At 72.9% G+C, this 23021-nt stretch carries 20 protein-coding genes; 4 read left to right on the top strand and 16 right to left on the bottom strand.

Translation table 11 applies throughout. The features are described 5' to 3' along the window. Nucleotides 1-66: 66 nt before the first annotated feature. Entirely contained in the window at nucleotides 67-318 is a 252-nt protein-coding gene (locus ABZ815_RS16860; protein WP_357698615.1) for a hypothetical protein, read from the top strand. Nucleotides 319-328: 10 nt separating this feature from the next. On the opposite strand, the gene ABZ815_RS16855 is transcribed toward ABZ815_RS16860, so the two are convergent. The 8 genes from ABZ815_RS16855 to ABZ815_RS16820 all read right to left on the bottom strand — a co-directional run bounded on the left by ABZ815_RS16855 (nucleotide 329) and on the right by ABZ815_RS16820 (nucleotide 12370). Continuing rightward, the gene (locus ABZ815_RS16855; RefSeq protein WP_357698612.1) at nucleotides 329-1432 is read right to left on the bottom strand and encodes a winged helix DNA-binding domain-containing protein; all 1104 of its coding nucleotides are present in this window, start codon (nucleotides 1430-1432) and stop codon (nucleotides 329-331) included. Nucleotides 1433-1607: 175 nt separating this feature from the next. After that, nucleotides 1608-3302 carry an ABC transporter family substrate-binding protein gene (locus tag ABZ815_RS16850; protein WP_357698609.1) on the bottom strand — a complete coding sequence of 565 codons (1695 nt, stop codon included), beginning with the start codon at nucleotides 3300-3302 and terminating at the stop codon, nucleotides 1608-1610. Between the two features lie 19 nt (nucleotides 3303-3321). Further along, nucleotides 3322-5352: an ABC transporter ATP-binding protein gene (locus ABZ815_RS16845; protein WP_357698607.1), complete on the bottom strand. Its 2031-nt coding sequence runs from the start codon at nucleotides 5350-5352 to the stop codon at nucleotides 3322-3324. Beyond that, nucleotides 5349-6248, bottom strand: coding sequence for an ABC transporter permease (locus tag ABZ815_RS16840; protein WP_357698943.1), 900 nt, complete (start codon nucleotides 6246-6248; stop codon nucleotides 5349-5351). The genes ABZ815_RS16845 and ABZ815_RS16840 overlap by 4 nt, the downstream gene beginning before the upstream one ends. Continuing rightward, entirely contained in the window at nucleotides 6248-7231 is a 984-nt protein-coding gene (locus tag ABZ815_RS16835) for an ABC transporter permease (protein ID WP_357698605.1), read from the bottom strand. The genes ABZ815_RS16840 and ABZ815_RS16835 overlap by 1 nt, the downstream gene beginning before the upstream one ends. Before the next feature lie 83 nt (nucleotides 7232-7314). Further along, a complete protein-coding gene (locus tag ABZ815_RS16830) occupies nucleotides 7315-9663 on the bottom strand; it encodes an AAA family ATPase (RefSeq protein WP_357698602.1) in 2349 nt (782 codons plus the stop codon). A 64-nt stretch (nucleotides 9664-9727) separates the two neighbouring features. After that, nucleotides 9728-10624, bottom strand: coding sequence for a haloalkane dehalogenase (locus tag ABZ815_RS16825; RefSeq protein WP_357698600.1), 897 nt, complete (start codon nucleotides 10622-10624; stop codon nucleotides 9728-9730). A 15-nt stretch (nucleotides 10625-10639) separates the two neighbouring features. After that, the gene (locus ABZ815_RS16820; protein ID WP_357698598.1) at nucleotides 10640-12370 is read right to left on the bottom strand and encodes a tetratricopeptide repeat protein; all 1731 of its coding nucleotides are present in this window, start codon (nucleotides 12368-12370) and stop codon (nucleotides 10640-10642) included. A 255-nt stretch (nucleotides 12371-12625) separates the two neighbouring features. On the opposite strand from ABZ815_RS16820, the gene ABZ815_RS16815 reads away from it, so the two are divergent. Together ABZ815_RS16815 and ABZ815_RS16810 are read left to right on the top strand one after the other, a co-directional pair. After that, complete coding sequence (locus ABZ815_RS16815) at nucleotides 12626-14155, top strand: MFS transporter (RefSeq protein ID WP_357698595.1); 1530 nt, start codon at nucleotides 12626-12628, stop codon at nucleotides 14153-14155. 35 nt (nucleotides 14156-14190) lie between these two features. Then, nucleotides 14191-14883, top strand: coding sequence for a DoxX family membrane protein (locus ABZ815_RS16810; RefSeq protein WP_357698592.1), 693 nt, complete (start codon nucleotides 14191-14193; stop codon nucleotides 14881-14883). Here the strand turns inward: ABZ815_RS16810 and ABZ815_RS16805 are convergent. Together ABZ815_RS16805 and sthA are read right to left on the bottom strand one after the other, a co-directional pair. After that, nucleotides 14869-15807, bottom strand: coding sequence for a DMT family transporter (locus tag ABZ815_RS16805; RefSeq protein WP_357698590.1), 939 nt, complete (start codon nucleotides 15805-15807; stop codon nucleotides 14869-14871). The two genes, ABZ815_RS16810 and ABZ815_RS16805, sit on opposite strands and share 15 nt — an antisense overlap. Nucleotides 15808-15858: 51 nt before the next feature. Next, nucleotides 15859-17262: a Si-specific NAD(P)(+) transhydrogenase gene (sthA, locus tag ABZ815_RS16800; protein ID WP_357698588.1), complete on the bottom strand. Its 1404-nt coding sequence runs from the start codon at nucleotides 17260-17262 to the stop codon at nucleotides 15859-15861. Nucleotides 17263-17322: 60 nt separating this feature from the next. On the opposite strand from sthA, the gene ABZ815_RS16795 reads away from it, so the two are divergent. After that, the gene (locus tag ABZ815_RS16795) at nucleotides 17323-18138 is read left to right on the top strand and encodes a PhzF family phenazine biosynthesis protein (RefSeq protein ID WP_357698586.1); all 816 of its coding nucleotides are present in this window, start codon (nucleotides 17323-17325) and stop codon (nucleotides 18136-18138) included. On the opposite strand, the gene ABZ815_RS16790 is transcribed toward ABZ815_RS16795, so the two are convergent. From ABZ815_RS16790 to ABZ815_RS16765, 6 genes are all read right to left on the bottom strand, one after another. Next, on the bottom strand, nucleotides 18116-18949 hold the full coding sequence (locus tag ABZ815_RS16790; protein ID WP_357698584.1) for a biotin-dependent carboxyltransferase family protein: 834 nt from the start codon (nucleotides 18947-18949) through the stop codon (nucleotides 18116-18118). The two genes, ABZ815_RS16795 and ABZ815_RS16790, sit on opposite strands and share 23 nt — an antisense overlap. Next, on the bottom strand, nucleotides 18946-19557 hold the full coding sequence (locus tag ABZ815_RS16785; protein WP_357698581.1) for an allophanate hydrolase subunit 1: 612 nt from the start codon (nucleotides 19555-19557) through the stop codon (nucleotides 18946-18948). The genes ABZ815_RS16790 and ABZ815_RS16785 overlap by 4 nt, the downstream gene beginning before the upstream one ends. After that, nucleotides 19554-20309 (bottom strand): 5-oxoprolinase subunit PxpA, encoded by a 756-nt coding sequence (locus ABZ815_RS16780; protein WP_357698578.1) that lies wholly within the window; start codon nucleotides 20307-20309, stop codon nucleotides 19554-19556. The genes ABZ815_RS16785 and ABZ815_RS16780 overlap by 4 nt, the downstream gene beginning before the upstream one ends. 21 nt (nucleotides 20310-20330) lie before the next feature. After that, a complete protein-coding gene (locus ABZ815_RS16775; protein ID WP_357698575.1) occupies nucleotides 20331-21101 on the bottom strand; it encodes a thioesterase family protein in 771 nt (256 codons plus the stop codon). 11 nt (nucleotides 21102-21112) lie between these two features. Then, complete coding sequence (locus ABZ815_RS16770; RefSeq protein ID WP_357698941.1) at nucleotides 21113-22603, bottom strand: hypothetical protein; 1491 nt, start codon at nucleotides 22601-22603, stop codon at nucleotides 21113-21115. 141 nt (nucleotides 22604-22744) lie between these two features. After that, nucleotides 22745-22969, bottom strand: coding sequence for a hypothetical protein (locus ABZ815_RS16765; RefSeq protein WP_357698572.1), 225 nt, complete (start codon nucleotides 22967-22969; stop codon nucleotides 22745-22747). Nucleotides 22970-23021 lie beyond the last annotated feature (52 nt).

Below are 23021 nucleotides of genomic sequence, written 5' to 3'. Positions count from 1 at the left end.
TTGGGGAAAGCGCACCACGGATCCGGGTATTGCCCGAGGTGATCGGACCGTGAAGAGGGGATCACCATGGCCGTCTGCGACAACTGCGGCAACGACTACGACATGGCCTTCGAGGTGCACGCGCAGGGCGCGGTGCACACCTTCGACTGCTTCCAGTGCGCGATCGAGGCCATGGCGCCGATCTGCGAGCACTGCGGCACCAAGGTCATCGGCCACGGCGTGCAGTCGGGCGAGCACTGGTACTGCTGCGCCCACTGCGCCCGCGAGGAGGGCAACAAGGGCATCGTCGACCGGGTGATGGCGAGCACGTCCGCCTGACCCGCGGGCGCTACGCCTCCTTGAGATCCAGCAGCGACCGCATGCGGCTCAGGGAGCGGTCGAGCGCGTCCTGAGGCACCGGGGCGGCGAGGTCGAGCGTGATGGCGCCGCCCTTGGCCTCCCAGACGCCGGCCACCCGCCCCTCGTGCACCACCACGGGCGAGATCCAGCCCGCCTGACGGCTGACCTTCGGCTTGAGCGGCGGCGGGACGAGCGGGGCGAGGGTACGCGGCGCGCCCAGGATGAACTGGTCGAAGCCCGGCAGCAGGTGGACGTCCGCCGAGGGCCGGGTGGCGGCCAGGTCGTCGGCGTGCTCGGCCAGCGCGTGGAGAACCGTGCCGTCGTCGGCCCTGATTTCCACCAGCTCGGGGGCCAGCCCCTTGACCCACCCCCTGAGCACCGCCTTCCTGGCCACGCCGCCGAACAGCCAGGTGTCGAACATCTCCGGCGTGGCCGGCCCATGGGCGCCCAGGAACGCCCGCAGCACCCGCACCCCGGCCTCTTCCTGGTCGGGGAGCACCCCCGGCCAGCCCGGGACCCACGATCGCGGCGCGGTGAAGGTCACCTTGCCCTCGCGGGGCGGCCCGTAGCACAGCTCGCCCAGGCGGCTCAGCGGCTTGAGCAGCGCCCCCCACCCGGACGTCAGCGCCTCGCGCAGATGGGCCTGCCCGGTCAGCGCCACGACCTCCTCGACCAGCTCCTCGCGGGTCAGCGGCGCGCCCTTCAACGCCTCAGGGACGGCCTCGATGACGGCCTCGATCTCGGCGGCGGTCACGCCGTGGCCGCGCTGCCAGGAGCCCTTCTCCCAGAAGCGCAGCGTGCTCAGCGCCGCGCACAGGCCGGCCAGCTCGTCGGCGGGCACCAGGTGGAGGGTGCCGCGCATGAGCCAGGTCTTGACCAGGGCACGGTCGGCCCACAGGGCCTGGTCGATCTCGCCGGGGACGGGCCGGGCGCTCCGGACCGCCACCGCGAGCTGGGCCGAGGAGGCGACCTGCGCCTGCACCCCGCACAGCCGGCGCACCACCGAGACCGCGTCGGGCCCGTCGGCCGCCGCCACGAACTGCCTGCGCAGCCGCCAGGCGAGGATCTGCGGCCAGGTGAGGTCCATCGTCATGCGTCACTTCTACCGTCTCCCACCGACAGTCCGTACATCCGCGCTCCTCGCGGCCGTTCCGGTCGCCTTCCTCCCGCAGTCCGTCGACCCGCCGCCCGCCGCCGGGTGGACGTGGCGACGGGCGGCATCTTCATCGGGCTCGGCGTGAAGCCGGCCGTGGAGCGCTGGGCGCGGGTCAGCCGGTGAAGCCGATGTCCTCGTAGCGCAGGTCGTAGAAGCCGCGCGCGCCGACGTTGGCCAGGGTCTGCCTGGCCGCCACGTTCTGCGGACGCTGGTAGAGCGGCAAAACGTTGACCAGCTTCCAGATCAGCCCGTCGGCCTCGTTCGTCTGGGTGCGGGCCGCCGCCGGGTCGAGGTTCTGGGCCGCCTTGTCCATGGCCTGGTCGATCTCCGGCGAGCCCGTCCGGCCGAAGTTGGCGTTCCAGGTCTTGCCGTTCGCTGAGTTCGCGTAGATCCCGTAGCTGCTCGAAATCGGATAAGGCGTGCCGATGTAGGCGAAGGGCGTTATGTCGAAGTTGCCGGGGATGACGTACTTGGTGAAGAAGTCGTCGCTCGGCACCGCCTTGATCGTGAGCTTCACCCCGATCTGGGCCAGCATGTTCTGGGCCAGCTCACCCTCCGACTTGCTCAGCTGCACCCCCGACGGCACCACGAACCGCAGGTCGAGCGGCTGCCCGTTCTTCTGCCTGACGGCTCCGTTCAGCTTCCAGCCGGCCGCGTCGAGCATCTGCTTGGCGCGGTCGGGGTTGTAGACGCCGAGACTTCCGGCGTTGTCCAGATATCCCTCCTGGGTGTTCATGAAGAAGTGGTTGTTCAGCGGCTCGATCGGCCAGTCGAGCCCCTGGAGGTCGGACTGCGCGATGGCCTGCCGGTTGATGCCGAGCTGGATGGCCTGCCGCACGTTGACGTCCTTGAGCAGCTCGCTCGACCCGTTGAAGGTGAAGTGCCGGAAGTCGGGCCCGGCGGCCTGGCGCACCTGCGCGCCCTGCGTGGACCTGGCCCGCGCGTAGTCGGGCGCGGAGGGCCCCACGTCGATGAGGTCGAGCTCCCCGTTGCTGAACGCGCCGATCAGCGAGTCCTGCTCCGAGGCCCGGTAGATGATCTGGTCGAGCTTGGCCCGGTCGCCCCACCAGGTGTCGTCCCGGACGATCGTGATGGTCTTGGCCGTCTGGTCGAAGCCCTTGAACTTGAACGGCCCGGCGGTCACCGGGATCTTGTTCAGCCAGGAGGTGTTGAAGGCCTGCGGGGTCCGGTTCGTCGCGGCCGGCAGCAGCGGCCCGAACAGCGACTGCCAGTCGCCGAACGGCTTGACGAAGGTGACCTTCACCTCGTGGTCGTCCTTGCCCCGCTCGACCTTCTCGATGTCCTGGTAGCCGGTGGCCGAGACGATGTGGAAGTCGGGGTTGCGGCCGTTGAGCGCCTGCCACTGGGCCTGGTAGTCGGCCCACGTGATCGGCTGCCCGTCCGACCACTTGGCCTTGGGGTTGAGGGTGTACGTGACGACCTGCTTCGGGCTCTGGTCGGTGACCTTGGCGTCGAGCACGTAGTCGCGGTCGACGGTGATCTCCGCCTTCTCGTCGGAGACGAACGGCGAGGGCAGCAGCGCGTTGCTGATCACGGCCGCCACCGCCAGGTTGCCGTCGACGTGGTTCCTGTTCCACTGGCTGGGGAACTCGTTGATGCCCCAGCGCAGCGTGCCGCCGTCCTTGACCTTGTCGCGCGGCTGCGGGTTGATGTCGAAGGCCCTGATGGTCTTGTGCGCACCTTGCGTGCCGCTCGTCGAGCCGCCCCCCGAGCCGCCGCCGCCACAGCTCACCAGCGACAGCGAGCCCGTCACGGCGACGGCCACGACAAGACGTGAAGCTTTCATCGAGCGCATTCCTCCTGATCTAGACGACGTCGAGCCTCTCGGCGTAATGGCAGGCCGCCCCCTGGTCGTCGGCCACCGGCAGCACCTCCGGCTCGACGCCCACGCACAGCGCGCGCTCGTCGTCGGTGAGCACCGAGCGGAACTTCGGGCACCGGGTGCGGAAGCGGCAGCCCGTCGGAGGATGGGCCGGACTGGGCAGGTCGCCTTCGAGCAGGATGCGCTCGCGTACGCGCTCACGGGCCGGGTCGGGCAGCGGGATCGCCGACAGCAGGGCCTGCGTGTACGGATGCGCCGGAGCCCCGTAGACCGCGTCGACCTGCCCGATCTCGGCGATCCTGCCCAGGTACATGACCGCCACCCGGTCGGCGATGTAGCGCACCACGGCCAGGTCGTGCGCGACGAACAGGTACGACAGCCCGAGCCTGTCACGCAGCGAGCCCAGCAGGTTGATGACCCCCGCCTGGATCGACACGTCGAGTGCCGAGACCGGCTCGTCCAGCACCAGCAGCCTGGGCTCCAGCGCCAGCGCCCTGGCGATGCCGATGCGCTGCCGCTGCCCGCCGGAGAAGTCCTGTGGGTAGCGGGCGGCGTGCGCCGGGTCGAGGCCGACCAGCGCGAGCAGCTCGCCCACCCGCCGGGCCGGCCGCCGCTGCCCGTGGGTGCGCAGCGGCTCGGCCAGGATGTCGTAGACCGTCATGCGCGGGTCGAGGGAGGCCATCGGGTCCTGGAAGACCACCTGCATGTCCCGCCGGACCGCGGTGCGCTCGGCGCCGTCGAGGCGGGCGGTGTCGCGGCCGAGCACGACCACGCGCCCCTCCTGCGGCGGGACGAGCTCCAGGATCTGGGTGAGCGTGGTGGTCTTGCCGCTGCCCGACTCGCCGACCAGCCCCAGGGTCTCGCCCCGGCGGATGTCGAAGCTGACGCCGGCCACGGCGTGCACCGTGCCGACCCTGCGCTTGAACAGCGCCCCCTTGAGCAGCGGGAAGTCCTTGACCAGGCCGTCGACCTCCAGCACCGTCTGCTCGCCGCGGACCGCGGGCGCGACGGGCTCCAGGGCCGCGTGACGGCCGGGGGCCTCGGGGCGTACGACCTCCCAGCGGATGCACGCCGCCCGGTGGCCCACCCCCACGTCGAACAGCGGAGGCTCGGCCTCGTCGCACGCGTCGATCTTCAGCGGGCAGCGCGGCGCGAACGGGCAGCCCGGCGGCAGCGCGGCGGGGGAGGGCGGGTTCCCGGCGATCGGGACCAGCGGCTGCCGCCCGCCGCGGTCGACCCGCGGGATCGAGGCCAGCAGCCCCGCCGTGTACGGCATGCGCATCCGGTAGTAGATGTCGTCGACGTCGCCCACCTCGACCGGGCGGCCGGCGTACATGACCAGGACCCGGTCGGCGAACCCGGCCACCACGCCGAGATCGTGCGTGATCATGATGATCGCCGCGCCGGTCTCCCGCTGGGCCTTCTTCAGCACCTCCAGCACCTGCGCCTGGATGGTCACGTCGAGCGCGGTGGTGGGCTCGTCGCAGATGATCACGTCGGGATCGTTGGCGATGGCCATCGCGATCATCACGCGCTGCCGCATGCCGCCGGAGAACTCGTGCGGGAAGGCCAGCGCCCGCTCGCTCGGCGACGGGATGCCGACCAGCTCCAGCAGCTCGACGGCCTTGACCGCGGCGTTCTCCTTGCTCACCCGCTGATGGACGCGGACGGCCTCGGCGATCTGGTCGCCCACCCGGTAGACCGGCGTGAGCGCCGACAGGGGGTCCTGGAACACCATCGACACGGTCTTGCCGCGGAAGCGGGTCAGCTCCCGCTCGGGGGCGCCGACCAGCTCCTTGCCGTGCAGGCGCACCGACCCGGTCACCCGGGCGCTCGGCGGCAGCAGGCCCATGACGGCGGCCGAGGTGACCGACTTGCCCGACCCGGACTCGCCCACGATGCCCAGCACCTCACCCGGGCTCACCGAGTAGCTGACCCCGCGCACCGCGCGTACGTCGCCGAAGGACACGTGGAGGTCGCTGACCTCCAGGACCGGGTTCGCCGCGGGCCTCATCGCCGCGCCGCCGGGTCGAAGGCGTCGCGCAGCGCGTCGCCGATGAGGTTGACCGCCAGCACGGTCACCACCAGCAGCCCGGCCACGAACCAGAACGTCCACGGCGCGTAGACCGCCGTGCGCGAGCCGTCGGCGATCAGCGTGCCGAAGGAGACGTCGGGCGGCTGGATGCCGAACCCGAAGTACGACAGCGAGGTCTCGGTCAGGATGGCCGCGCTGACGTTGAGCGTGGCGTCGACGATGAGCAGCGAGGACAGGTTGGGGATGACGTGCCGGAAGATGATCCGCACCGGCGGCACGCCCATGAAGCGGGCGGCCTGGATGTACTCGCGCTCCTTCAGCGAGATCGTCATCCCCCGGACGATCTTCGAGGTCACCATCCACAGGAACAGCGCCAGCATGATCACGAACAGCACCCACTGCCCGGCCCCGAACAGCGGCGACATGATCGCCAGGATGAGGAAGGCGGGCAGCACGAGCAGCAGGTCGGTGACCCAGCTCAGCGCCCGGTCGGTCCAGCCCGGGAAGTAGCCGGAGAAGGCGCCCACCACGGCCGCGACCGCGGTGGAGACCAGCGCCGCCAGCAGGCCCACGATCAGCGACTTCTGCATGCCGCGCAGGGTCACCGCGTAGACGTCGGCGCCCGTCTGGAGCGTTCCGAACCAGTGCTGGGCCGAGGGCGGCTGCAGGAACGCCGTGAAGTCCTTGTCGGTGTAGGACCACCGGCTGAACAGCGGCCCGACGAACGCCAGCAGGAACATCAGCGCCAGCACCGCGAACCCGGCCAGCCCCTGCGGCGAGCGGAAGAAGCGCCCGGCCACCACCCGCAGCCGCGACGGCGCCCGGCCCAGGTCGCCGGTCAGCTCCTCCGCCAGCTCCTCCTCCGAGAGCGTCATCACGCCCGCACCCTCGGATCGAGCGCGGCGTGCAGCAGGTCGGAGGCGAGCGCGGCGCACAGCACGGCCACGGCGGCCAGGAAGGAGATCGCCGCCACGGTGTTGACGTCGTTGGTGAAGATCGAGTTGATCAGCTGCTCGCCCAGCCCGTGCCAGCCGAAGATCTTCTCGGTGAAGGTGGCCCCGGTCAGCAGGCTGCCGAACGTGAAGGCGAAGTAGGTGGCCACCGGGATCAGCGCGGTGCGCAGCGCGTGCCGGGTCAGCGCCTTGCGCCTGCTCAGCCCCTTGGCCCTGGCCGTACGGACGAAGTCGGCGCCGAGCACGTCGAGCATCATGTTGCGCTGGTAGCGGCTGAAGATCGCGACCAGGCCCACGGACAGCGAGACCGTCGGCAGGATCAGGTGTTGCAGCCGGTCGAGCGCGTACCCCCAGAAGCCGGTCTCCAGGCCGGCGCTGTACTCGCCGCTGACCAGCAGCACCTGGCGGCCGAAGACGTTGTCGTTGGCCCAGGCGCCGGCCAGGATCAGCATGTTGGCCAGCACCACGACCGGCACCGCGAGCACGACGAACGACAGGCCCGTCGAGAGCCGGTCGAACCAGCCGTACTGCCTGACCGCCGCGTACGCGCCCACCAGCACCCCCAGCAGGCTCCCGAAGAGCAGCCCCAGGATCACCAGCCGGAAGGTGACCCCCATCCGCCGCCTGAGGTCCTCGTTGACGGGCGAGCCGGTGACCGTCTTGCCGAAGTCGCCGTGCAGCACCCCCGACGCCCACGTGGCGTAGCGCTGCAGCAGCGGGGTCTTGTCGTTGAGGTTGAGCGCGGTGAGCTGGGCGTCGACGACGGCGGGCGGCGGCTTGGGGGTGCGGTCGGCGTAGTTGGAACGCGGGTCGAGCGCCCCGGCGGCCAGCAGGTACGCCAGGCTCGCGGCCACGCCGACCAGCACCACGTAGTTGAGCAGCCTGCGGGCCAGGAACCCCGCCATCGTCCCCCTCCCGGACGCACACGATAGGTAGTCATACTGCTACAGGCGGCAGCATCGTGGCGCGCGGAAATGCCAAAGAGGGGTTAACGTCCGGAAAGTTCGTCCACGGCGGTGCGCACGTCGTCGCTGGTGATCGTCGTGAGGTCGGCGGAGCTGGCCGACCCGCCGCCCGACGCCTGGGCGGCCAGGCGCACGTCGCGGCGCATCGCGGCCCGCTCGAACAGCGACCGGGCGAAGCGGCCGTTGCCCAGGCCGTCGATCAGCCGCTCCTCGCACACCCAGGCGAACACCTCGTCGAGGTCGCGCAGGGCCTGCTCGTCGAAGTTGTCGCCGGCCTTGCCCGCCAGCAGCACCGCGATCTGCGACAGCTCGCGCGGGGAGTAGCTGGGGAAGGCCACGCGCTGGTTGAACCGGCTGGCCAGGCCGGGGTTGGTGGCCAGGAAGGAGTCCATCTCGCGCGGGTAGCCGGCCAGCACGATGACCAGCCGGTCGCGGTCGTCCTCGGCCCGTTTGAGCAGGGTCTGGACGGCCTCCGAGCCGAAGGCGTCGCCGCCCGCGTAGCCGGGGTTGACCAGGCTGTAGGCCTCGTCGATGAACAGCACGCCGCCGAGCGCCCGGTCGACCAGCTCGTTGGTCTTGATCGCGGTGGCGCCGAGGTGCTGGCCGACCAGGTCGGCGCGATGGGCCTCGACGACGTCGGGCCTGGCCAGCAGGCCGAGCGCGGCGAAGACGCGGCCGAGCACCCGCGCGACGGTGGTCTTGCCCGTGCCGGGCGGCCCGGCGAACACGAAGTGGCGCATCTGCGGCGGCGTGGGCAGCCCGCGCTCCTGCCGCATGCGGGCCACCTGGAGCTGGGCGGCGATGGCGTGCACCTGCCGCTTGACCGGCTCCAGACCGGCCATCGTGTCGAGGTCGGCCAGCGCCTCCTCCAGCGTGGGCGTGGCCACGTAGCCGCGGAAGCGGGCGGTCAGCTCCTCGAACGCCTTCGTCACGTCGGGCGTGGTGGTGGTCACCAGGTCCTGTGTGGTCGGGGTGCCGCCGGCGCCCACCACCCGGACGTCCCTGGCCTGCGCGGCGGCCTCGACCAGGCTGCGCACGAACCGGGCGTTGCCCAGCTCGTCGACCAGGCCGCGCCGCTGGACGTCTTCGAAGAGGCCGAGCAGGGCGCGCCCGGTGTCGGGGCCCATCGTGTCGCCCCTGCGCCGCTGGAGCACCTCGGTGATCTCGGCCAGCTCGGGGGCCGAGTAGCTGGGGAAGCGCACGCGGGTGGCGAACCGGCTGGCCAGGCCGGGGTTGCTGGACAGGAACCCGGCCATCTCCTGCTCGTAGCCGGCCAGGATGATGATCAGGCGCTCGCGGTCGTCCTCGGCCCGCTTGAGCAGGGTCTGCACGGCCTCGGCGCCGAACCTGTCGGGCTGGCCGTCGGAGGAGTTGACCAGGCCGTAGGCCTCGTCGATGAACAGCACGCCGCCGAGCGCCCGGTCGACCAGCTCGTTGGTCTTGATCGCGGTCGCGCCCAGGAACTCGCCCACCAGGTCGGCCCGCTGCGCCTCGACCACGTAGGGGGTCTCCAGCAGGCCGAACGCGTAGAAGATCTTGGCCAGCGCGCGGGCCACGCTGGTCTTGCCGGTGCCCGGCGGGCCGACGAAGACGAAATGCCTGGTCGGGCGTTCGGCGGTGTAGCCGGCCTCGGCCCGCAGCCGGGTGGCCTCGATGGAGGCGGCGATCGAGCGGACCTGCTCCTTGACCGGCGCCAGCCCGATCATGCCCTCCAGCTCGGCCAGCGCGTCCTCGACGGAGATCTGCGGCGGCGCCCCCGCCTTGTCGGCCTGCTGCTCGGGACGGCTCTCGCGGGCGCGCACGCGCACCTGCTGCTCCTCGGCGGACAGCTCGGCCTTGGCCCGGCGCGCCTGGAGGAACCGGTAGACCAGCATGACGACGGCCGCCGCGCAGGCGCCCCAGAGCGCGGCGGCGGCCGACAGGAAGGAGAGCCCGAAGGCCAGCACCCCGGCGGGCACGAGCGCCGCCAGCGTGCTCACCCACGGCGTGACCCAGCGGATGAGGTGGGAGGCGGCGGCCACGGGCAGGGCCAGCGCGACCATCGCGTGCAGCGCCATGGATCCGGGCGGGAAACGCCAGGAGAACAGCGGCAGCACCAGCACGACCCAGCCGGCCACGACCAGCGCCGTCGCGGCGGCCCGCGGGAAGCGCATGGTCAGCGCCACGAAGGCGAGCGCCAGCAGGACGAGGGGGAACGTCGTCAGCAGATCCCAGCCGAGCGCCGCGCCCACGCCCATGGCGGCGATGAGCAGCACGGCGTAGAGCACCCGGCGCACGGCCGGGGGAATCTGGAAATATCGCAGCCTCACCTGCTCGAACAGATCCCGCGCCGCGTCCCGCCCCGCGGCCTGGGCCCTGTCGGACTCACGCATCACGCCTCCCCGGTCCGCCCCCGGTTATACCGCACCCGACCGACGATTGGGCGGGCCTGACACGCTAGGTGGAGGTCACGAAACGGGCGATCAAACGTCCGAATTCGGGGCCGGCGTCCTCCTGGAGGAAGTGTCCGGCGCCGGCGATCACCGGATGGGACAGCCCGGCCGTGCCCGCGACGGCCTTGAGCATGATGGGCGCCATGCCGGCGGTGATGGGGTCGCCGTCGGAGAAGGCCACCAGGAACGGGCGGTCGAGCGTCGTGAGGATCTGCCAGGCAGCGCGGTTGGCGGGCGCGGCGGGGTCGTCGGGCGTGACCGGCACGAGACCGGGCATGACACGCGGGCCCGCTTTGTACGACTCGTCCGGGAACGGCGCGTCGTAGGCCGCCCGCACCTCGTCACTGAGCCGCGTCCGGCAGCCGGCCTGGACCAGGCGGGCGATGTCCAGCGTGGGGGCCGCGGCGACGGTGTCCTTGAAGCGGTGCCAGACGTCGGGCATGGGAATGTCACCCGAGGGCAACCCCGTGTTGGCGGCCACGATCCTGGCCACGCGTTCCGGGTGCTCGGCGGCGATGCGCAGCCCGATCAGCCCGCCCCAGTCCTGGCCGACGACGGTGACGCCGTCCAGGCCGAGCGCGTCGAACAGCAGCGCGCGGGTCCACTCCACGTGCCTGGCGTAGGTGTGCTCGGCCGGGTCCACCGGTTTGTCCGAGCGGCCGAAGCCGATCAGGTCGGGGGCGATCGCGCGCAGCCCGGCCGCGGCCAGCTCGCGCATGACGTGGCGGTAGAGGAAGGACCAGCTCGGCTCGCCGTGCAGCAGGACGACCGGCTCGCCGTCCGCGGGGCCCGCCTCGACGTAGGCCATGCGCGGGCCGTCCGGCAGGTCGGCGTGGCGGGGCTCGTAGGGGAAGTCGGGCAGGCCGGCGAAGCGCTCTTCGGGGGTTCGCAGAGTCCGCATAGAACAAAACTCTAGTCACCGTCGCTGGTGCCGGCCGGGGAACTCGCCGACGAGCACCTGCTTGGGGGTGACGCGCAGGACGTCGGGGCCGGGCCGGGCGATGCCCCGTACCTCGACCCAGAACCGCCGTTGCAGCGGGTCGGCCGCGAACACCGCGACGCGCGGGTCGGCCTCGACGCCCTCCCACGCCTCGGGCCCGGCGATCAGCCGCAGCTCGCCGGAGGAGGTGACGGACCCGGCCGCGCCGACGACCCGGGGGCCCATGGGGTCGCCGTAGGCCAGGACGAGGCTCCTGGCGTAGGAGAACGCCTGGCGTACCTCAGAGGGCAGCGCCACCGAGGGCGCGCCGCCCATGGGCAGATCGCACATGACGAGGGAGGCCCGCCAGGGCCCCGGCGCGCCGCGCCACCACGAGCGCAGGGCGCGCACCGCGTACACCGCCATCGCCGCGCCCAGCGCGCCCAGTCCCACCCGCCAGCCCCAGGCCGACCCCAGCGCGCCCCCCACGGCGCAGCCGAGGGCGGCGAGCGCCACCAGGCAGCCCGCGGCCAGGAGCCACCCGTCGCCCCTGCCGCGGGCGCGCAGCCAGGCCCGCACCATCGGGAACGGCACCGCCACCGCCGCCACCGCGGCCCTGGGCTCGACCACCAGCGCCCCGCCCACCAGCGGCACCAGCACCGACCAGGTCCTGACGAGGACGATCCACAACGTCACGCCGGCGTTCCTGGCCGCCGTGCGCTCGCCCGGGACGGACCCCAGCTCGGCCAGCGCGGGCAGCGGCCGCCCCCGCCACGCCTCCGCCAGCACCCGCACGACCGCCAGCGCCGGCCACATCAGCACCACGATCCCGGCCAGCCCCGCCCAGACCGGATCCAGCCAGGACGGCGCCGCCGGCACCGCGCCCAGCAGCAGCCAGGCCGCGAACGCCGGCACCGACAGCCCCGCCGACACCACGGCCGCGCCCAGCCAGGGATCACGCCCGGCCATGGCCGGCACGTACGCCCACACCCCCACCCGCCGCGCCTGCCGGACCGTCAGCGGCACCAGCGCGGCCAGCGCGGCGAACCCGCCCGCCCGGGCCCACGCCGCCGCGTCGAGGGCGAGCGCGGCCGCCGCGACGGCGATCACGGCCAGGGCGAGCAGCAGCCTGACCTGGCGGGCCCAGACCTCCAGCGCCCGCCTGGCCCGTCCCGTCTGGCGCGGGTCGACCGGCCAGGCCGGGTCGTGGTGCGGGCGCGGACGGCCCCAGCGCAGCAGGCACAGGGCCAGGTTCACGCGGGCCTGCGGATGGGCCGGTGCCCTGGCCAGCGCGGCGCGGTAGGCCCGCTCGGCCTCCGGATGGTCGTCGCGCAGCAGCGCCAGGTCACCGAGCAGGACCTCGGGATCGGCCTCCTCGGGCGCGAACCGCGCGGCCAGGACGGCGTCGGAGACCGCCTCGGACCAGCGGCCGGGGATCCGGCGGGCGATGGAGGCCAGGCGCACGCGCGCGGACCAGGAGCCGGGTGCGAGGTCCGCCGCGCGCTCGGCCGGGGGAAGGGCGTCGGCGTCGCGGCCCAGGCGCTCGTGGGCCAGGCTGACGAGGCGGTGGGCCCATTCGTCGCCGGGGTCGAGGTCGGCCGCCCGGCGCGCGGCCTCCAACGCCGACTCGGGACGGCCGGCGTTCAGCCTGGTCAGAGCCTCGGTGCACCACTCGCGTGGGGACTTATCGGAAATATCGTCTTTCCCGGCACGTCCATCGTTCCCCACGGCTCCCATGATCCGGCGACGGATGCGCGATGGATAGATACGGACATATTGCTGTATCTCTCTAGAGAGGTGGGGGCTGTCGTGGATCGGCCGATACCGCTATGCCAGGCGCCTGGCATGGCCTAAGCTGCCACGCAAGCCGGAGTGGAGAGCCGCGGCAGGAGAGGGCACGAGATCGCCCCCCGCGAGTTCCGCCGCTTTCGACCATTCTGCAGGTGCAGGCCCAGGTGACCGGATCGGCCTGCGAGGAGGCCCATGACCGTCACACAGGCCGCACCCCTCGTACGGCGTGCCGATCGCCTGCCTCGGGACAACCGCTGGGCCGTCCTCGTCCTGCTCTGCCTGAGCCTGCTGCTGATCACGGTCGACGCCACCGTCCTGCACATCGCGGTGCCCGCGCTCACGGCCGCGCTGGAGCCGTCCGCCGTCCAGCTCCTGTGGATCATCGACATCTACTCGCTCGTCGTCGCGCCGCTGCTCATCGTGTTCGGCACGCTCGGCGACCGCTACGGGCGCAAGCGGCTGGTCCTGGGCGGCTTCGTGCTGTTCGGCCTGGCCTCGGCGGGGGCGGCGTTCGCGCCCACGCCGCTGACCCTGATCCTGGCCAGGGCGCTGCTCGGCGTCGGCGGCGCCATGATCATGCCGGCCACGCTCTCGCTGATCCGCCAGGTCTTCACCGACCGGCGCGAGCGGGCCGTCGCGCTCGGCGTCTGGAGCGCGGTCGCGGCGGCCGGGGCGGCGGTCGGCCCGCTGATCGGCGGCGTGCTGGTCGGCGTCTGGTGGGGCGCGGTCTTCCTGATCAACGTGCCGATCCTGCTGGTGCTGCTGCCCCTGGCCGTCCGGCTGCTGCCGGAGTCGCCGCTGCGCAGGGAACGCCCCTGGGACTCCCCGAGCGCCGTGCTGTCGGTGCTCGGCCTGCTGGCCCTGGCCTTCGGGCTGAAGGAGGCCGGGTCGGGGAGCCTGCTGCCGTTCTGGGCCTCGGTGCTGGTGTTCCTCGCGGGGGCGGGGCTGCTGGTCGCGTTCGTACGCCGCCAGTCCCGCCTGCCGGCGCCACTGCTGGAGCTGGCCCTGTTCCGGCGGCGCGAGTTCACCACCGGCGTGGCCGGCGTGCTGCTGGGCGTGTTCGCGCTGGTCGGCCTCCAGCTCATGCTGGCCCAGTACCTCCAGCTCGTGCTGGGCGACAGCCCGCTGCGCGCGGCGGTCAGGATGTTGCCGCTGGTGCTGTCGGCGATCACCGGCGGGCTCGCGGCGGCCCACCTCCTGCCCAGGATCGGCATGCGCGCCACCATGAGCGGCGGCCTCGGGCTCGTCGCGCTGGCCCTGACGCCCACGCTCGGCTGGGGCGTCGAGGGCCATCCCGTGATGCTGGCGGTCTGCTTCGTGGGCATCGGGTTCGGCGTGCAGGTGGCGCTGCTGGCCGCCTCCGACACGATCATGTCCTCGGTCCCCGAGTCCCGCGCCGGCGGGGCCGCGGCCATCGAGGAGACCGCGTACGAGCTGGGCGCGGGCCTCGGCGTCGCCGTACTCGGCACGATCACCACGATCGCCTACGCGCCCGCGCTGCCCGCCGTGCCCGGAGTGTCCGCGGGCGGCATGGACCAGGCGCGGCAGTCGCTGGCCGGAGCCGCCCACGTCGCCCGCGAGATCGGCGGCAGCACCGGCGACGCGCTGCTCGACGCCGCACGCTGGGCCTTCGTCAACGCCCTGCACACGACCGTGGTCGTGAGCGTCGTCCTGCTGAGCCTGACCGCCGTCGCGGTGGCCATGCTGCTCAGCCGTGATTGAGGTGTGCCATGGCCCGATCAGGGCAGACAAGTACCGTGAAACAGGCCCTGCGTGATGTCGCCGCCTTAGTCGCCCGCGTCGGGGTGGGCGGCATCTTCTTCGCCAACGGCTGGACCAAGCTGGAGGACGGGCTCACCGCCACCGGCGCGAAGTTCCTCCAGCAGGGCGCCCCGGCGCCCGGCGCATGGGCCACGGTCACCATGCTCACCGAGCTGATCGGCGGCGCGCTGCTCATCGCCGGGCTGGGCGTCGCCGTCACCGGGCTGATCCTGTTCGCCGAGGCGCTCGGCGTCTTCCTGGTCGCCCCGCCGCTCAACCCCATCAGCCTGAACGAGCTGATCCTCCTCGGAACGGCCTCCATCCTGCTCGCCGTCGTGGGCGCGGGGCGGCTGTCGGTCGACCACATGGTCGTGATCCGCAGGCGGGAGTCGGAGGCGGCCGACGAGTTCGCCGCCGACGCCGAGGCCGACCGGGTGCTCGCCTCGCTGCGCGACTCCGACGCGCCCGCGCGGCAGTCGAAGCCGGCCGAGGACGCCGCGCCGCGGGCCGAGGACGTCCCCTCGCCCATGGCGGACACCGCGCCGCACCCCCGGCCCCGTACGCGGCCCGTCAAGCCGCCGGCGGCCGAGGAGCCCGCGCCCGATCCGGCTCCGGTCCCGGGCGACACGCTGGTGGCCGGCCGCAAGAAGCCCGCGCCCCGAGGCCGCCGTCCCTCATCGGAGGGCTGAGCGGGCGGGCACGCGCAGCGCGCCCTGGGTGAGCGCGATGGCCAGCAGGATGACCAGCGCGCCCACCGGCTGGTTCCAGGTGATCGTCTCGTCGAGCAGCAGCACGCCCGAGATCACCGCGAACACCGGCAGCAGGTACGTCACCGTCGAGGTCGTCGTCACGCCCGCCATGGTCTGCACCCGGTACAGCAGCAGGTAGGCCACGCCCGTGCCGAGCCCGCCGAGGGCCAGCATGCTCCACCAGACCTCGGCGGGCGCCGCGGTGTCCACCAGCGGCACGCCCGCCACCAGCGTGATCACCGCGAGCTGGGCCGCGCCCGTCAGGAGCTGCCCGGCGGCCAGCACCACCGGCGGCTCGGGACGCCGCCCGGTGATGAACCGCCCCATGTACGCCCCGCCGATCCCGTAGCAGAGCGCCGCGCCGAAGCAGGCCAGGCTGCCGCCGAGCTGCCCGCCCGCCATGGGCTGCCACACCCCGAGCACCACCATGACGCCCGCGAACCCGAGGCCGAGCCCGGCCGCCCGCGCGGCGGTCGCCCGTTCGGCGCGCAGCACCAGGGTGAAGGCCAGCGTGCACAGGGGCGTGGTGGCGTTCCAGATGGCGGCGACGACCGAGGAGACGTACTGCTCGCCGTAGGCGAACAGGGTGAAGGGCAGCGTGGTGAGCACGACGGAGGCGATCTGGAAGTGCCCCCACAGCCGCGGGTCGCGGGGGAGCGCTCGCCGGGTGACCGCGAGCGCGATCAGCAGGGTGGCCGCGCCGACCGCCATGCGGCCGAACGACACCTGCAGCGGATGCAGCGCCCCCACCGCGATCTTGATGAAGAAGAAACTGTTGCCCCAGATGGCGGCCAGCAGCAGGAACGCGGGCAGCCACCTCCCCGCGGCCTCGCTGCGCACGTACGCCTCCCGTAGATGAACCACCGAGGAGCGTAGCGACCAGGACCGACATTTCTGAAATGTGCGGGGATAAGGTCACGTGTCGGCCGTGAGCCGGGCCACCACCCGCATCTTGTTCATCGCGTCCAGCGCCGCCACCTTGTACGACTCCGCCAGCGTCGGATAGTTGAACACCGCGTTGACCAGGTAGTCGACGGTCCCGCCGCAGCCCATCACCGTCTGGCCGATGTGCACCAGCTCGGTCGCGCCCGTGCCGAACACGTGCACGCCCAGCAGCCGCCGGTCCTCGGAGGAGACCAGCAGCTTGAGCATCCCGTACGAGTCGCCGATGATCTGCCCCCTGGCCAGCTCCCGGTAGCGCGAGATGCCCACCTCGAACGGGATCCGGTCGCGGGTCAGCTCGTCCTCCGACTTCCCGACGAAGCTGATCTCCGGGATGGTGTAGATGCCGATGGGCGGCAGCTCCCGCAGCTCCTCCACGGGCTCCCCGCAGGCGTGCTGGGCGGCCACCCGGCCCTGCTCCATCGAGGTGGCGGCCAGCGCGGGGAAGCCGATCACGTCCCCGACCGCGTAGATGTGCGGCACGGCCGTGGCGTAGTGCTCGTCCACCCGGATCCTGCCACGGTCGTCGGCGGCCAGCCCGGCGGCCTCCAGGTTCAGCTCGGCCGTCCTGCCCTGGCGTCCCGCCGAGTACATGACGCAGTCGGCGGGGATGCGCTTGCCGCTCTCCAGCAGGGTCAGCGCGCCGCGCGGGCGGCGTTCGACGGCGGCGACGTGCTCGCCGAACCGGAAGGTCACCGCCAGGTCGCGCAGGTGGTACTTGAGCGCCTCCACGATCTCCAGGTCGCAGAACTCCAGCATGCGCTCACGCCGTTCGACCACGGTCACCTTGGTGCCGAGGGCGGCGAACATGGAGGCGTACTCGATGCCGATGACCCCCGCGCCGACGACCACCATGGTCTCGGGCACCCGGTCCAGGTGCAGGATCGCGTCGGAGTCGATGACCGTGCGCTCGTCGAACTGCACGCTGTCCGGGCGGGCGGGGGAGGTGCCGGTGGCGATCACGATCCGGTCCGCGGTGACCTTGCGCTCCTCCTCGCCGCTGATCCCGACGGTGTGCGGGTCGAGGAAGCGTCCGGTGCCGGGCAGGACCGTGACGTGGTTGCGGGCGAGCTGGCTGCGGATCACCTGGACCTCGCGGCCGATCACGTGCTGGGTGCGCATCCCGAGGTCGGCGACCGTGATCTCGTCCTTGACGCGGTAGCTGGCGCCGTACAGCTCGCGCTGGTTCAGGCCCGTGAGGTAGAGGACCGCCTCGCGCAGCGTCTTGGAGGGGATCGTGCCGGTGTTGATGCAGACGCCGCCGATCATGTTCCGCTTCTCGACGACGGCCACCCGCCTGCCCAGCTTCGCCGCCGCGATGGCCGCCTTCTGCCCGCCGGGACCGGAACCGAGCACCAACACGTCGTAGTCCGCCACAGGGTCCAGTGTGGGCGCGCAGGGGTTACCGGCGGAAGCCCCGTCGGCGAGACTGCGCGTATGCAACGTGCATTCCGTCAGGTCGACGTGTTCACCTCCGTCCCCTATCGCGGCAACCCGCTCGCGGTCGTGCTCGACGGCCAGGGGCTGGACACCGAGGAGATGCAGCGCTTCGCCGCCTGGACGAACCTGTCCGAGACGACGTTCGTGCTGCCGCCGACCGTGCCCGAGGCCGACTACCGGGTCCGGATCTTCACCGGGAGCGGCGAGCTGCCGTTCGCCGGGCACCCGACGCTGGGCACCTGCCACGCCTGGCTGGAGGCGGGCGGGCGGCCGCGCGACGAGGCGCAGGTCGTCCAGGAGTGCGGCGCCGGGCTGATCCGGGTGCGCAGGACCGACGAGGGGCTCGCCTTCGCCGCCCCCGAGCTGGTGCGGTCGGGGCCCGTGGAGGAGGAGCTCGCCGAGCGTCTCGCCGAGAGCCTGCGCATCGGACGCGACCGCATGCTGGCCGTCGAGTGGGCCGACAACGGGCCCGGCTGGGTGGTCGTGCTGCTGGCCGCCGCCGAGGAGGTGCTGGAGCTGCGGCCGGGCGTGATCGAGCACATGGTCGGCGTGGCCGGGCCGTGCCGGGAGGGCTCGCCGTACGCCTACGAGGTGCGCGTCTTCGCCCCCGACGTCGAGGACCCGGTGACCGGCAGCCTGCACGCGTCGCTGGCCCAGTTCCTGCTGCGTACGGGACGGGTGAAGGCGCCGTACACGGCGGGCCAGGGGACCGCGCTCGGCCGGGCGGGGCGTGTGCGCGTCACCGCCGACGATCGGGACGTGTGGGTCGGCGGGGCGGTGGTCACCTGCGTCAGCGGCCGGGTCGCGTTGTGAAGCGCACCTCGTCGCCGGGCCGGAGCTGCGCCGCGACCGGCAGGTCGGCCTGCCGCACCACCGCGATCACCGGGTAGCCGCCCGTGGGCGGGTGGTCGGCGAGGAACACGATCGGCTGCCCGTCCGGCGGCACCTGCACCGCCCCGGCGACCATGCCCTCGCTCGGCAGCTCGCCCTGCCTGGCCCGCGCGAGCCCGGGCCCGCGCAGCCGCACCCCGACGCGGTTGCTGTCCTGGCTCACCGCGTACGGCCCCCCGCACAGCGCCTCCAGCGCCCCCGGGACGAACCAGTCGTCCCGCGGCCCGGCGAGCACCCGCAGCACGGCCGGCGCGGGCCCCGGCGGCGGCGCCAGGTCCACCGAGATGTCCTCGACGGCGAACCCGCCCACCGGCAGCAGCGTCCCGGCCCGCAGCGGCTCGGGGCCGAGCCCCGACAACGAGTCGGTCGACCGGCTGCCCAGCACCGGCTCGACCGCGATCCCGCCGCGCACCGCCACGTACGTGCGCAGCCCCCACTCCGGCGCCTCCAGCCGCAGCTCGCCCCCCGGCGGCACCCAGAACGGCACCCCCATCCGCGCCCCTGCCGGAGCGCCGGTCAGCGCCGCCCACGCCCCCTCGCGGAAGCGCAGCCGCGCCTGGCCGAACGTCACCTCGACGCCCGCCGCGTCCTCCCGGTTGCCCACCAGCCGGTTGGCCAGCCGCAGGCTCGGCGCGTCGGCCGCCCCCGAGCGCGGCACCCCCAGGTGGGCGTGGCCGGGCCGCCCCAGATCCTGGACGGTCGCGTACGGGCCCGGCGCGATCACCTCGATCATGCTCGCTCGAACCGCACGCGCATCCCCGGCCGGAACAGCGACGGCGGATCGGCCGACACGTCCCACACCCGCGTGGTCGTGCGCCCCAGCAGCCGCCACCCCCCGGGCGAGGCGGTCGGGTAGACCGCCGAGTACGGCCCCGCGACCGCCACCGACCCGGCCGGCACCGACGTGCGCGGCGTGTCGAGCCGGGGCAGCTCCAGCACCGGGTCGAGCCCGGTCAGATAGGCGAACCCGGGGGCGAACCCCAGCCACCCGACCACCAGCTCGCGCCCGGTGTGCCGGGCGACCACCTCCTCGGCCGAGATCCCGGCCAGCGACGCGACGGAATCGAGATCGGCCCCGTCATAGACGACCGGAATCGTCACCACCGGCCCGGCCACGGCACCCCCTGGCGGCCCGCCCGCCTGCCCGGCGACGGCCGCCAGCCGGGCCCGCAACCGCTCCCGGTCCGCGCCGGGAGCCACCACGAGCACGGTCTCCGGCCCCGGCACGATCTCCACGACCCCGTCGGGCCGGTCGGCGCGCAGGGCCGCGTCCAGCCGGTGGGAGGCCGCCAGCGACCCGGTCTCGACGAGCAGCGCGTGCTCTCCCGCCGTACGGATCACGCGAACGCCTGCAGGACCACTCCGGCCGCCAGCAGGTCGTTGCGCACCGCAAGGGCCAGCCCGACGGCGTCAGGCGTGTCTCCGTGGACGCACAGCGAACGGGCGGAGACGGACACCGGACTGCCGTCGACGGCCGCCACGGAGCCTTCCAGGGCCATCTGGCGGGCCCGCGCGGTCACCGCCGCCACGTCGTGGATGACCGCCCCCGGCTCCCGCCGCGAGACCAGCGCCCCCGCCGCCGTGTACGCCCGGTCCGCGAACGCCTCGCTCACCGTCGGGACGCCCTCCGCCGCGGCCACCTCGTGCACCACCGACACCGGCAGCGTCAGCACCGGCAGCGAGGGGTCGTAGTCGGCGACCGCGTCGATCACCGCCGCCGCCTGCTCCTTGTCGCGGCAGATGCGGTTGTACAGGGCGCCGTGCGGCTTGACGTAGGACACCCGGCCGCCCATCGCCCTGGCGATGCCGTCGACGGCGGCGAGCTGGTAGAGCACCTCGGCGCACAGCTCCTCGGGCTCGACCTCCATCTCCCTGCGGCCGAAGTGGGCCAGGTCGCGGTAGGACACCTGCGCGCCGATCGACACGCCGCGGTCGACGGCCGCCGCGCACGTGCGCCTGATCGTCACGGGGTCGCCCGCGTGGAAGCCGCAGGCGACGTTCGCGCTGGTGACGATGTCGAGCAGCGCGAGGTCGTCGCCGAGCCGCCAGATGCCGAAACCCTCACCGAGGTCGGCGTTGAGGTCGATCGCCATCCCCCCATCATGGCGGCAGCGCTACCTCGGCGCGACGAACAACGTCTGAGTCGCCGCACCGACTTCGCCGCGCTCGTCGTACAGGGTGGTCCGGGTCAGGCCGCGGCCGGACGGGCCGATCGCGGTGGCCGCGTCCATGCAGGTCCACTCGCCGACCGGGGTGCGGAACAGCGAGATCGTCAGGTCGACGTTGACGAACAGGTGGGTGGCGAAGTCGACGGCCGGGCTCACGCCGTTGCCGCTGTCGGCGAACGCGGCCAGCCGCTCGAACGGGGTGATCTCCTCGCCCTCCACCAGTGGCACGGTCAGCCTGCCCCACACCGTGGCCGGGCCGGTCAGCATCGGGCCGCCGGCGGCGAACCGCCAGTCGAACGCCCTGCCGTAGCCGAAGCCCGACACCAGGTAGGACTCCGCGTGCTCGGGCGAGGGCGGCGGCACGGGCGCGGGCGGCTGCGCGGCCGGGGTGGCGGGCGTGTCCGTCTCGCGGATGCGCCACGCGGTGGCCCTGGCGTACTCCCGTCCGCCGGACAGCACGGCCGCCGACAGGCACTGCACCCGCTTGCCGTCGCGGACGACGTCGGTGACGACCTCCAGCTCGGCGACGGGGACCGGGGCGAACACGTCGACCGCCAGCCTGGACAGCGCCAGGCCGGGCCGCGGCGCGGTGCGGTCGAGCTCGTGCGCGATCAGCGCGGCCACCGGGCCCATGTGCTGGGTGCCCGGGTCCCACGGCCCCTGGGTGTGCTCGGAGGCCAGATATCGCCCATGGGCCAGCCTGCGGTACATCGACATGGGGACGAACTCTAGATCTCGTCGGGGATGTCGGCGATGTCGTCGAGCGCCGCGGCCAGCTCGTCGGGGTCGCCGCCGATGCGCTCGGCGATCTCGATCAGCACGTGGAGCACGTCGTGGCGGTCGTGGCCGAGGTCGAGCAGGCGCTGGGCGGCCTCCCACAGCTGCGGCGGGTCGCCGTCCCACAGGCGGGTCGCGATCTCCTCGTGCCAGGCCAGGTGCTCCTGGTCGATCACGCCGTCGTGGTCGATCTCGAGTAACGTGCGCCGGTCGGCCTCGTCGGCCGGGTTGAGCCGGTCGAGGTCGATCCCGTTGTGCCGGCCCTGCAGATACGGGAACGCGAACACCCGCCTGGCCAGCGCCGACAGGTCGCCGTCGGGCAGCAGCCGCTCCAGCAGCGGCCGGTCGAGCCCGAACGACGTCGGGTCGCGGTAGGCCTCGGGGAACTTGCCCGTGGCCTCCCACACCGCGTCGAGCGTGGCCTTGAGCCCCTGCTCGGGCAGCCCGGTGCGGCGCGCGGCGAAGCGCACCCACGCCGACAGCACGTGCGGCATCGCCTCCTGCTCGGCCACGCTCAGCATCACCTTGCGCGGCAGCCAGTCGAGCAGGAACGTCTCGCACTTGGTCGGGCTGACCCGCAGCGGCCGGTTGAAGTCGCGCTCGCAGCCGTAGTCGATGATGTGGTCGGCGCAGCGCGAGGCCGCCGACGGGTCCGACAGGTGCTCGGCCGCGTCGGAGGCGAGGAACTCGGCGGCCAGCATGGCCCGCCGCTCGCGGCTGTAGGGCGCCTCGATGTGCAGCGGCGCCGGACGCTTGCGGCCCGGCGGCAGCGCCTTGAGCCGGGCCCGGGCGAAGGCGTGGTAGGCGCTGTAGCTCTCGCTCACCGGCGGCGGCGTCTTAGGCTCCCTGGTGGCCTTCATGGCCGACTCCAGCAGCGCCCTGGCCTGCTCGGGCTGGATCTCCTCGAACAGCAGCATCGGGTTGCCCGCCGCCTCGGCCCTGGCCTGCTCCAGCAGGTTGTCGACGTGCGAGGACACCCACGCGTCGCGGGCCATCCCGTTCATGTTGTGGTCGACGACCACGACCAGCGCGTGGCGGTCGCTGGGCACCGATGCCTCGTTCCAGCGGTAGGCGAACGTGCAGATCACCGTGTCCTGGTCGCCGTAGGCGTCGCGGGAGACGTAGCAGCCGGTGGGTTTGACCGCGCCGACCTTGTCGGCCCATCCGGGCCTGGCCACGCCCGACTCCATCATCGCCAGCGCCGCGCCCTCGGCCTTGGCGCCCTGGCGGGCGGTGCCCAGGTAGGCCAGGCACACCAGCAGCGTCAGGGAGGCCGGGGTGCCGGCCTTGGCCGCGTAGTCGACCAGGCCCTCACCGAGGACCTGCTCCACGTCACCGCCCCTGACCCGCCTGCCCCACCAGGCCCCGATCATGTCTGAGACCATCAGCTCCGCGTCGAGAGGGCTGCGCACCGCGAGCAGCTCGCGGGCCGCCTGCACCATCTCCTGGAACACGTCGTCGGGCGGGCTGCTCTCCCGGGGATCTCGTCGGTGTCGGCGCACGCCCTCACTCTCTCGTATTCCAGGCGCAAACGGCGAAGAGAACTCGGCCTGGTGACCCCGATGTTATCGGTGGAACCGCGATCAGCGGGGACTTCGGGGCGGCGGGGCGGAGTTCACGATGGCGAGCAGGTGCTCGCGGGCGATGCGTTCCACGACCTCGGGCGTGGCCGGGACGCCGAGATGCTCGGCGCACGCGCACACGTCGGCCACGCACCGGTCGATGGTGTCCACGGGTACGGTCAGGAACTCTTCGGCCAGCCGGAGACTGACCGGCTCCTTGAGGAAGCGTGTGGCCAGAGCGAGCATAGATGTGAGATTCCTCTGGAGACCCGGGAGCAAACCCCCAGGAACGTATGCA

It is taken from the genome of Nonomuraea sp. NPDC047529, assembly GCF_040642995.1.
Taxonomy (GTDB): Bacteria; Actinomycetota; Actinomycetes; order Streptosporangiales; family Streptosporangiaceae; genus Nonomuraea.
The sequence above is the reverse complement of the archived record's forward strand: the minus strand, read 5'-3'. Positions and strand labels throughout refer to the sequence as shown.

Bases quoted from the DNA above. Each gene is read 5' to 3' on its own strand.
- ABZ815_RS16790 (WP_357698584.1), bottom strand. From the start codon at position 18,949: ATGATCGAGGTGATCGCGCCGGGCCCGTACGCGACCGTCCAGGATCTG.
- ABZ815_RS16840 (WP_357698943.1), bottom strand. From the start codon at position 6,248: ATGACGCTCTCGGAGGAGGAGCTGGCGGAGGAGCTGACCGGCGACCTG.
- ABZ815_RS16775 (WP_357698575.1), bottom strand. From the start codon at position 21,101: ATGTCGATGTACCGCAGGCTGGCCCATGGGCGATATCTGGCCTCCGAG.
- ABZ815_RS16835 (WP_357698605.1), bottom strand. From the start codon at position 7,231: ATGGCGGGGTTCCTGGCCCGCAGGCTGCTCAACTACGTGGTGCTGGTC.
- ABZ815_RS16855 (WP_357698612.1), bottom strand. From the start codon at position 1,432: ATGACGATGGACCTCACCTGGCCGCAGATCCTCGCCTGGCGGCTGCGC.
- ABZ815_RS16780 (WP_357698578.1), bottom strand. From the start codon at position 20,309: ATGGCGATCGACCTCAACGCCGACCTCGGTGAGGGTTTCGGCATCTGG.
- ABZ815_RS16765 (WP_357698572.1), bottom strand. From the start codon at position 22,969: ATGCTCGCTCTGGCCACACGCTTCCTCAAGGAGCCGGTCAGTCTCCGG.
- ABZ815_RS16850 (WP_357698609.1), bottom strand. From the start codon at position 3,302: ATGAAAGCTTCACGTCTTGTCGTGGCCGTCGCCGTGACGGGCTCGCTG.
- ABZ815_RS16845 (WP_357698607.1), bottom strand. From the start codon at position 5,352: ATGAGGCCCGCGGCGAACCCGGTCCTGGAGGTCAGCGACCTCCACGTG.
- ABZ815_RS16815 (WP_357698595.1), top strand. From the start codon at position 12,626: ATGACCGTCACACAGGCCGCACCCCTCGTACGGCGTGCCGATCGCCTG.
- ABZ815_RS16770 (WP_357698941.1), bottom strand. From the start codon at position 22,603: ATGGTGCAGGCGGCCCGCGAGCTGCTCGCGGTGCGCAGCCCTCTCGAC.
- ABZ815_RS16860 (WP_357698615.1), top strand. From the start codon at position 67: ATGGCCGTCTGCGACAACTGCGGCAACGACTACGACATGGCCTTCGAG.
- ABZ815_RS16825 (WP_357698600.1), bottom strand. From the start codon at position 10,624: ATGCGGACTCTGCGAACCCCCGAAGAGCGCTTCGCCGGCCTGCCCGAC.
- ABZ815_RS16830 (WP_357698602.1), bottom strand. From the start codon at position 9,663: ATGCGTGAGTCCGACAGGGCCCAGGCCGCGGGGCGGGACGCGGCGCGG.
- ABZ815_RS16795 (WP_357698586.1), top strand. From the start codon at position 17,323: ATGCAACGTGCATTCCGTCAGGTCGACGTGTTCACCTCCGTCCCCTAT.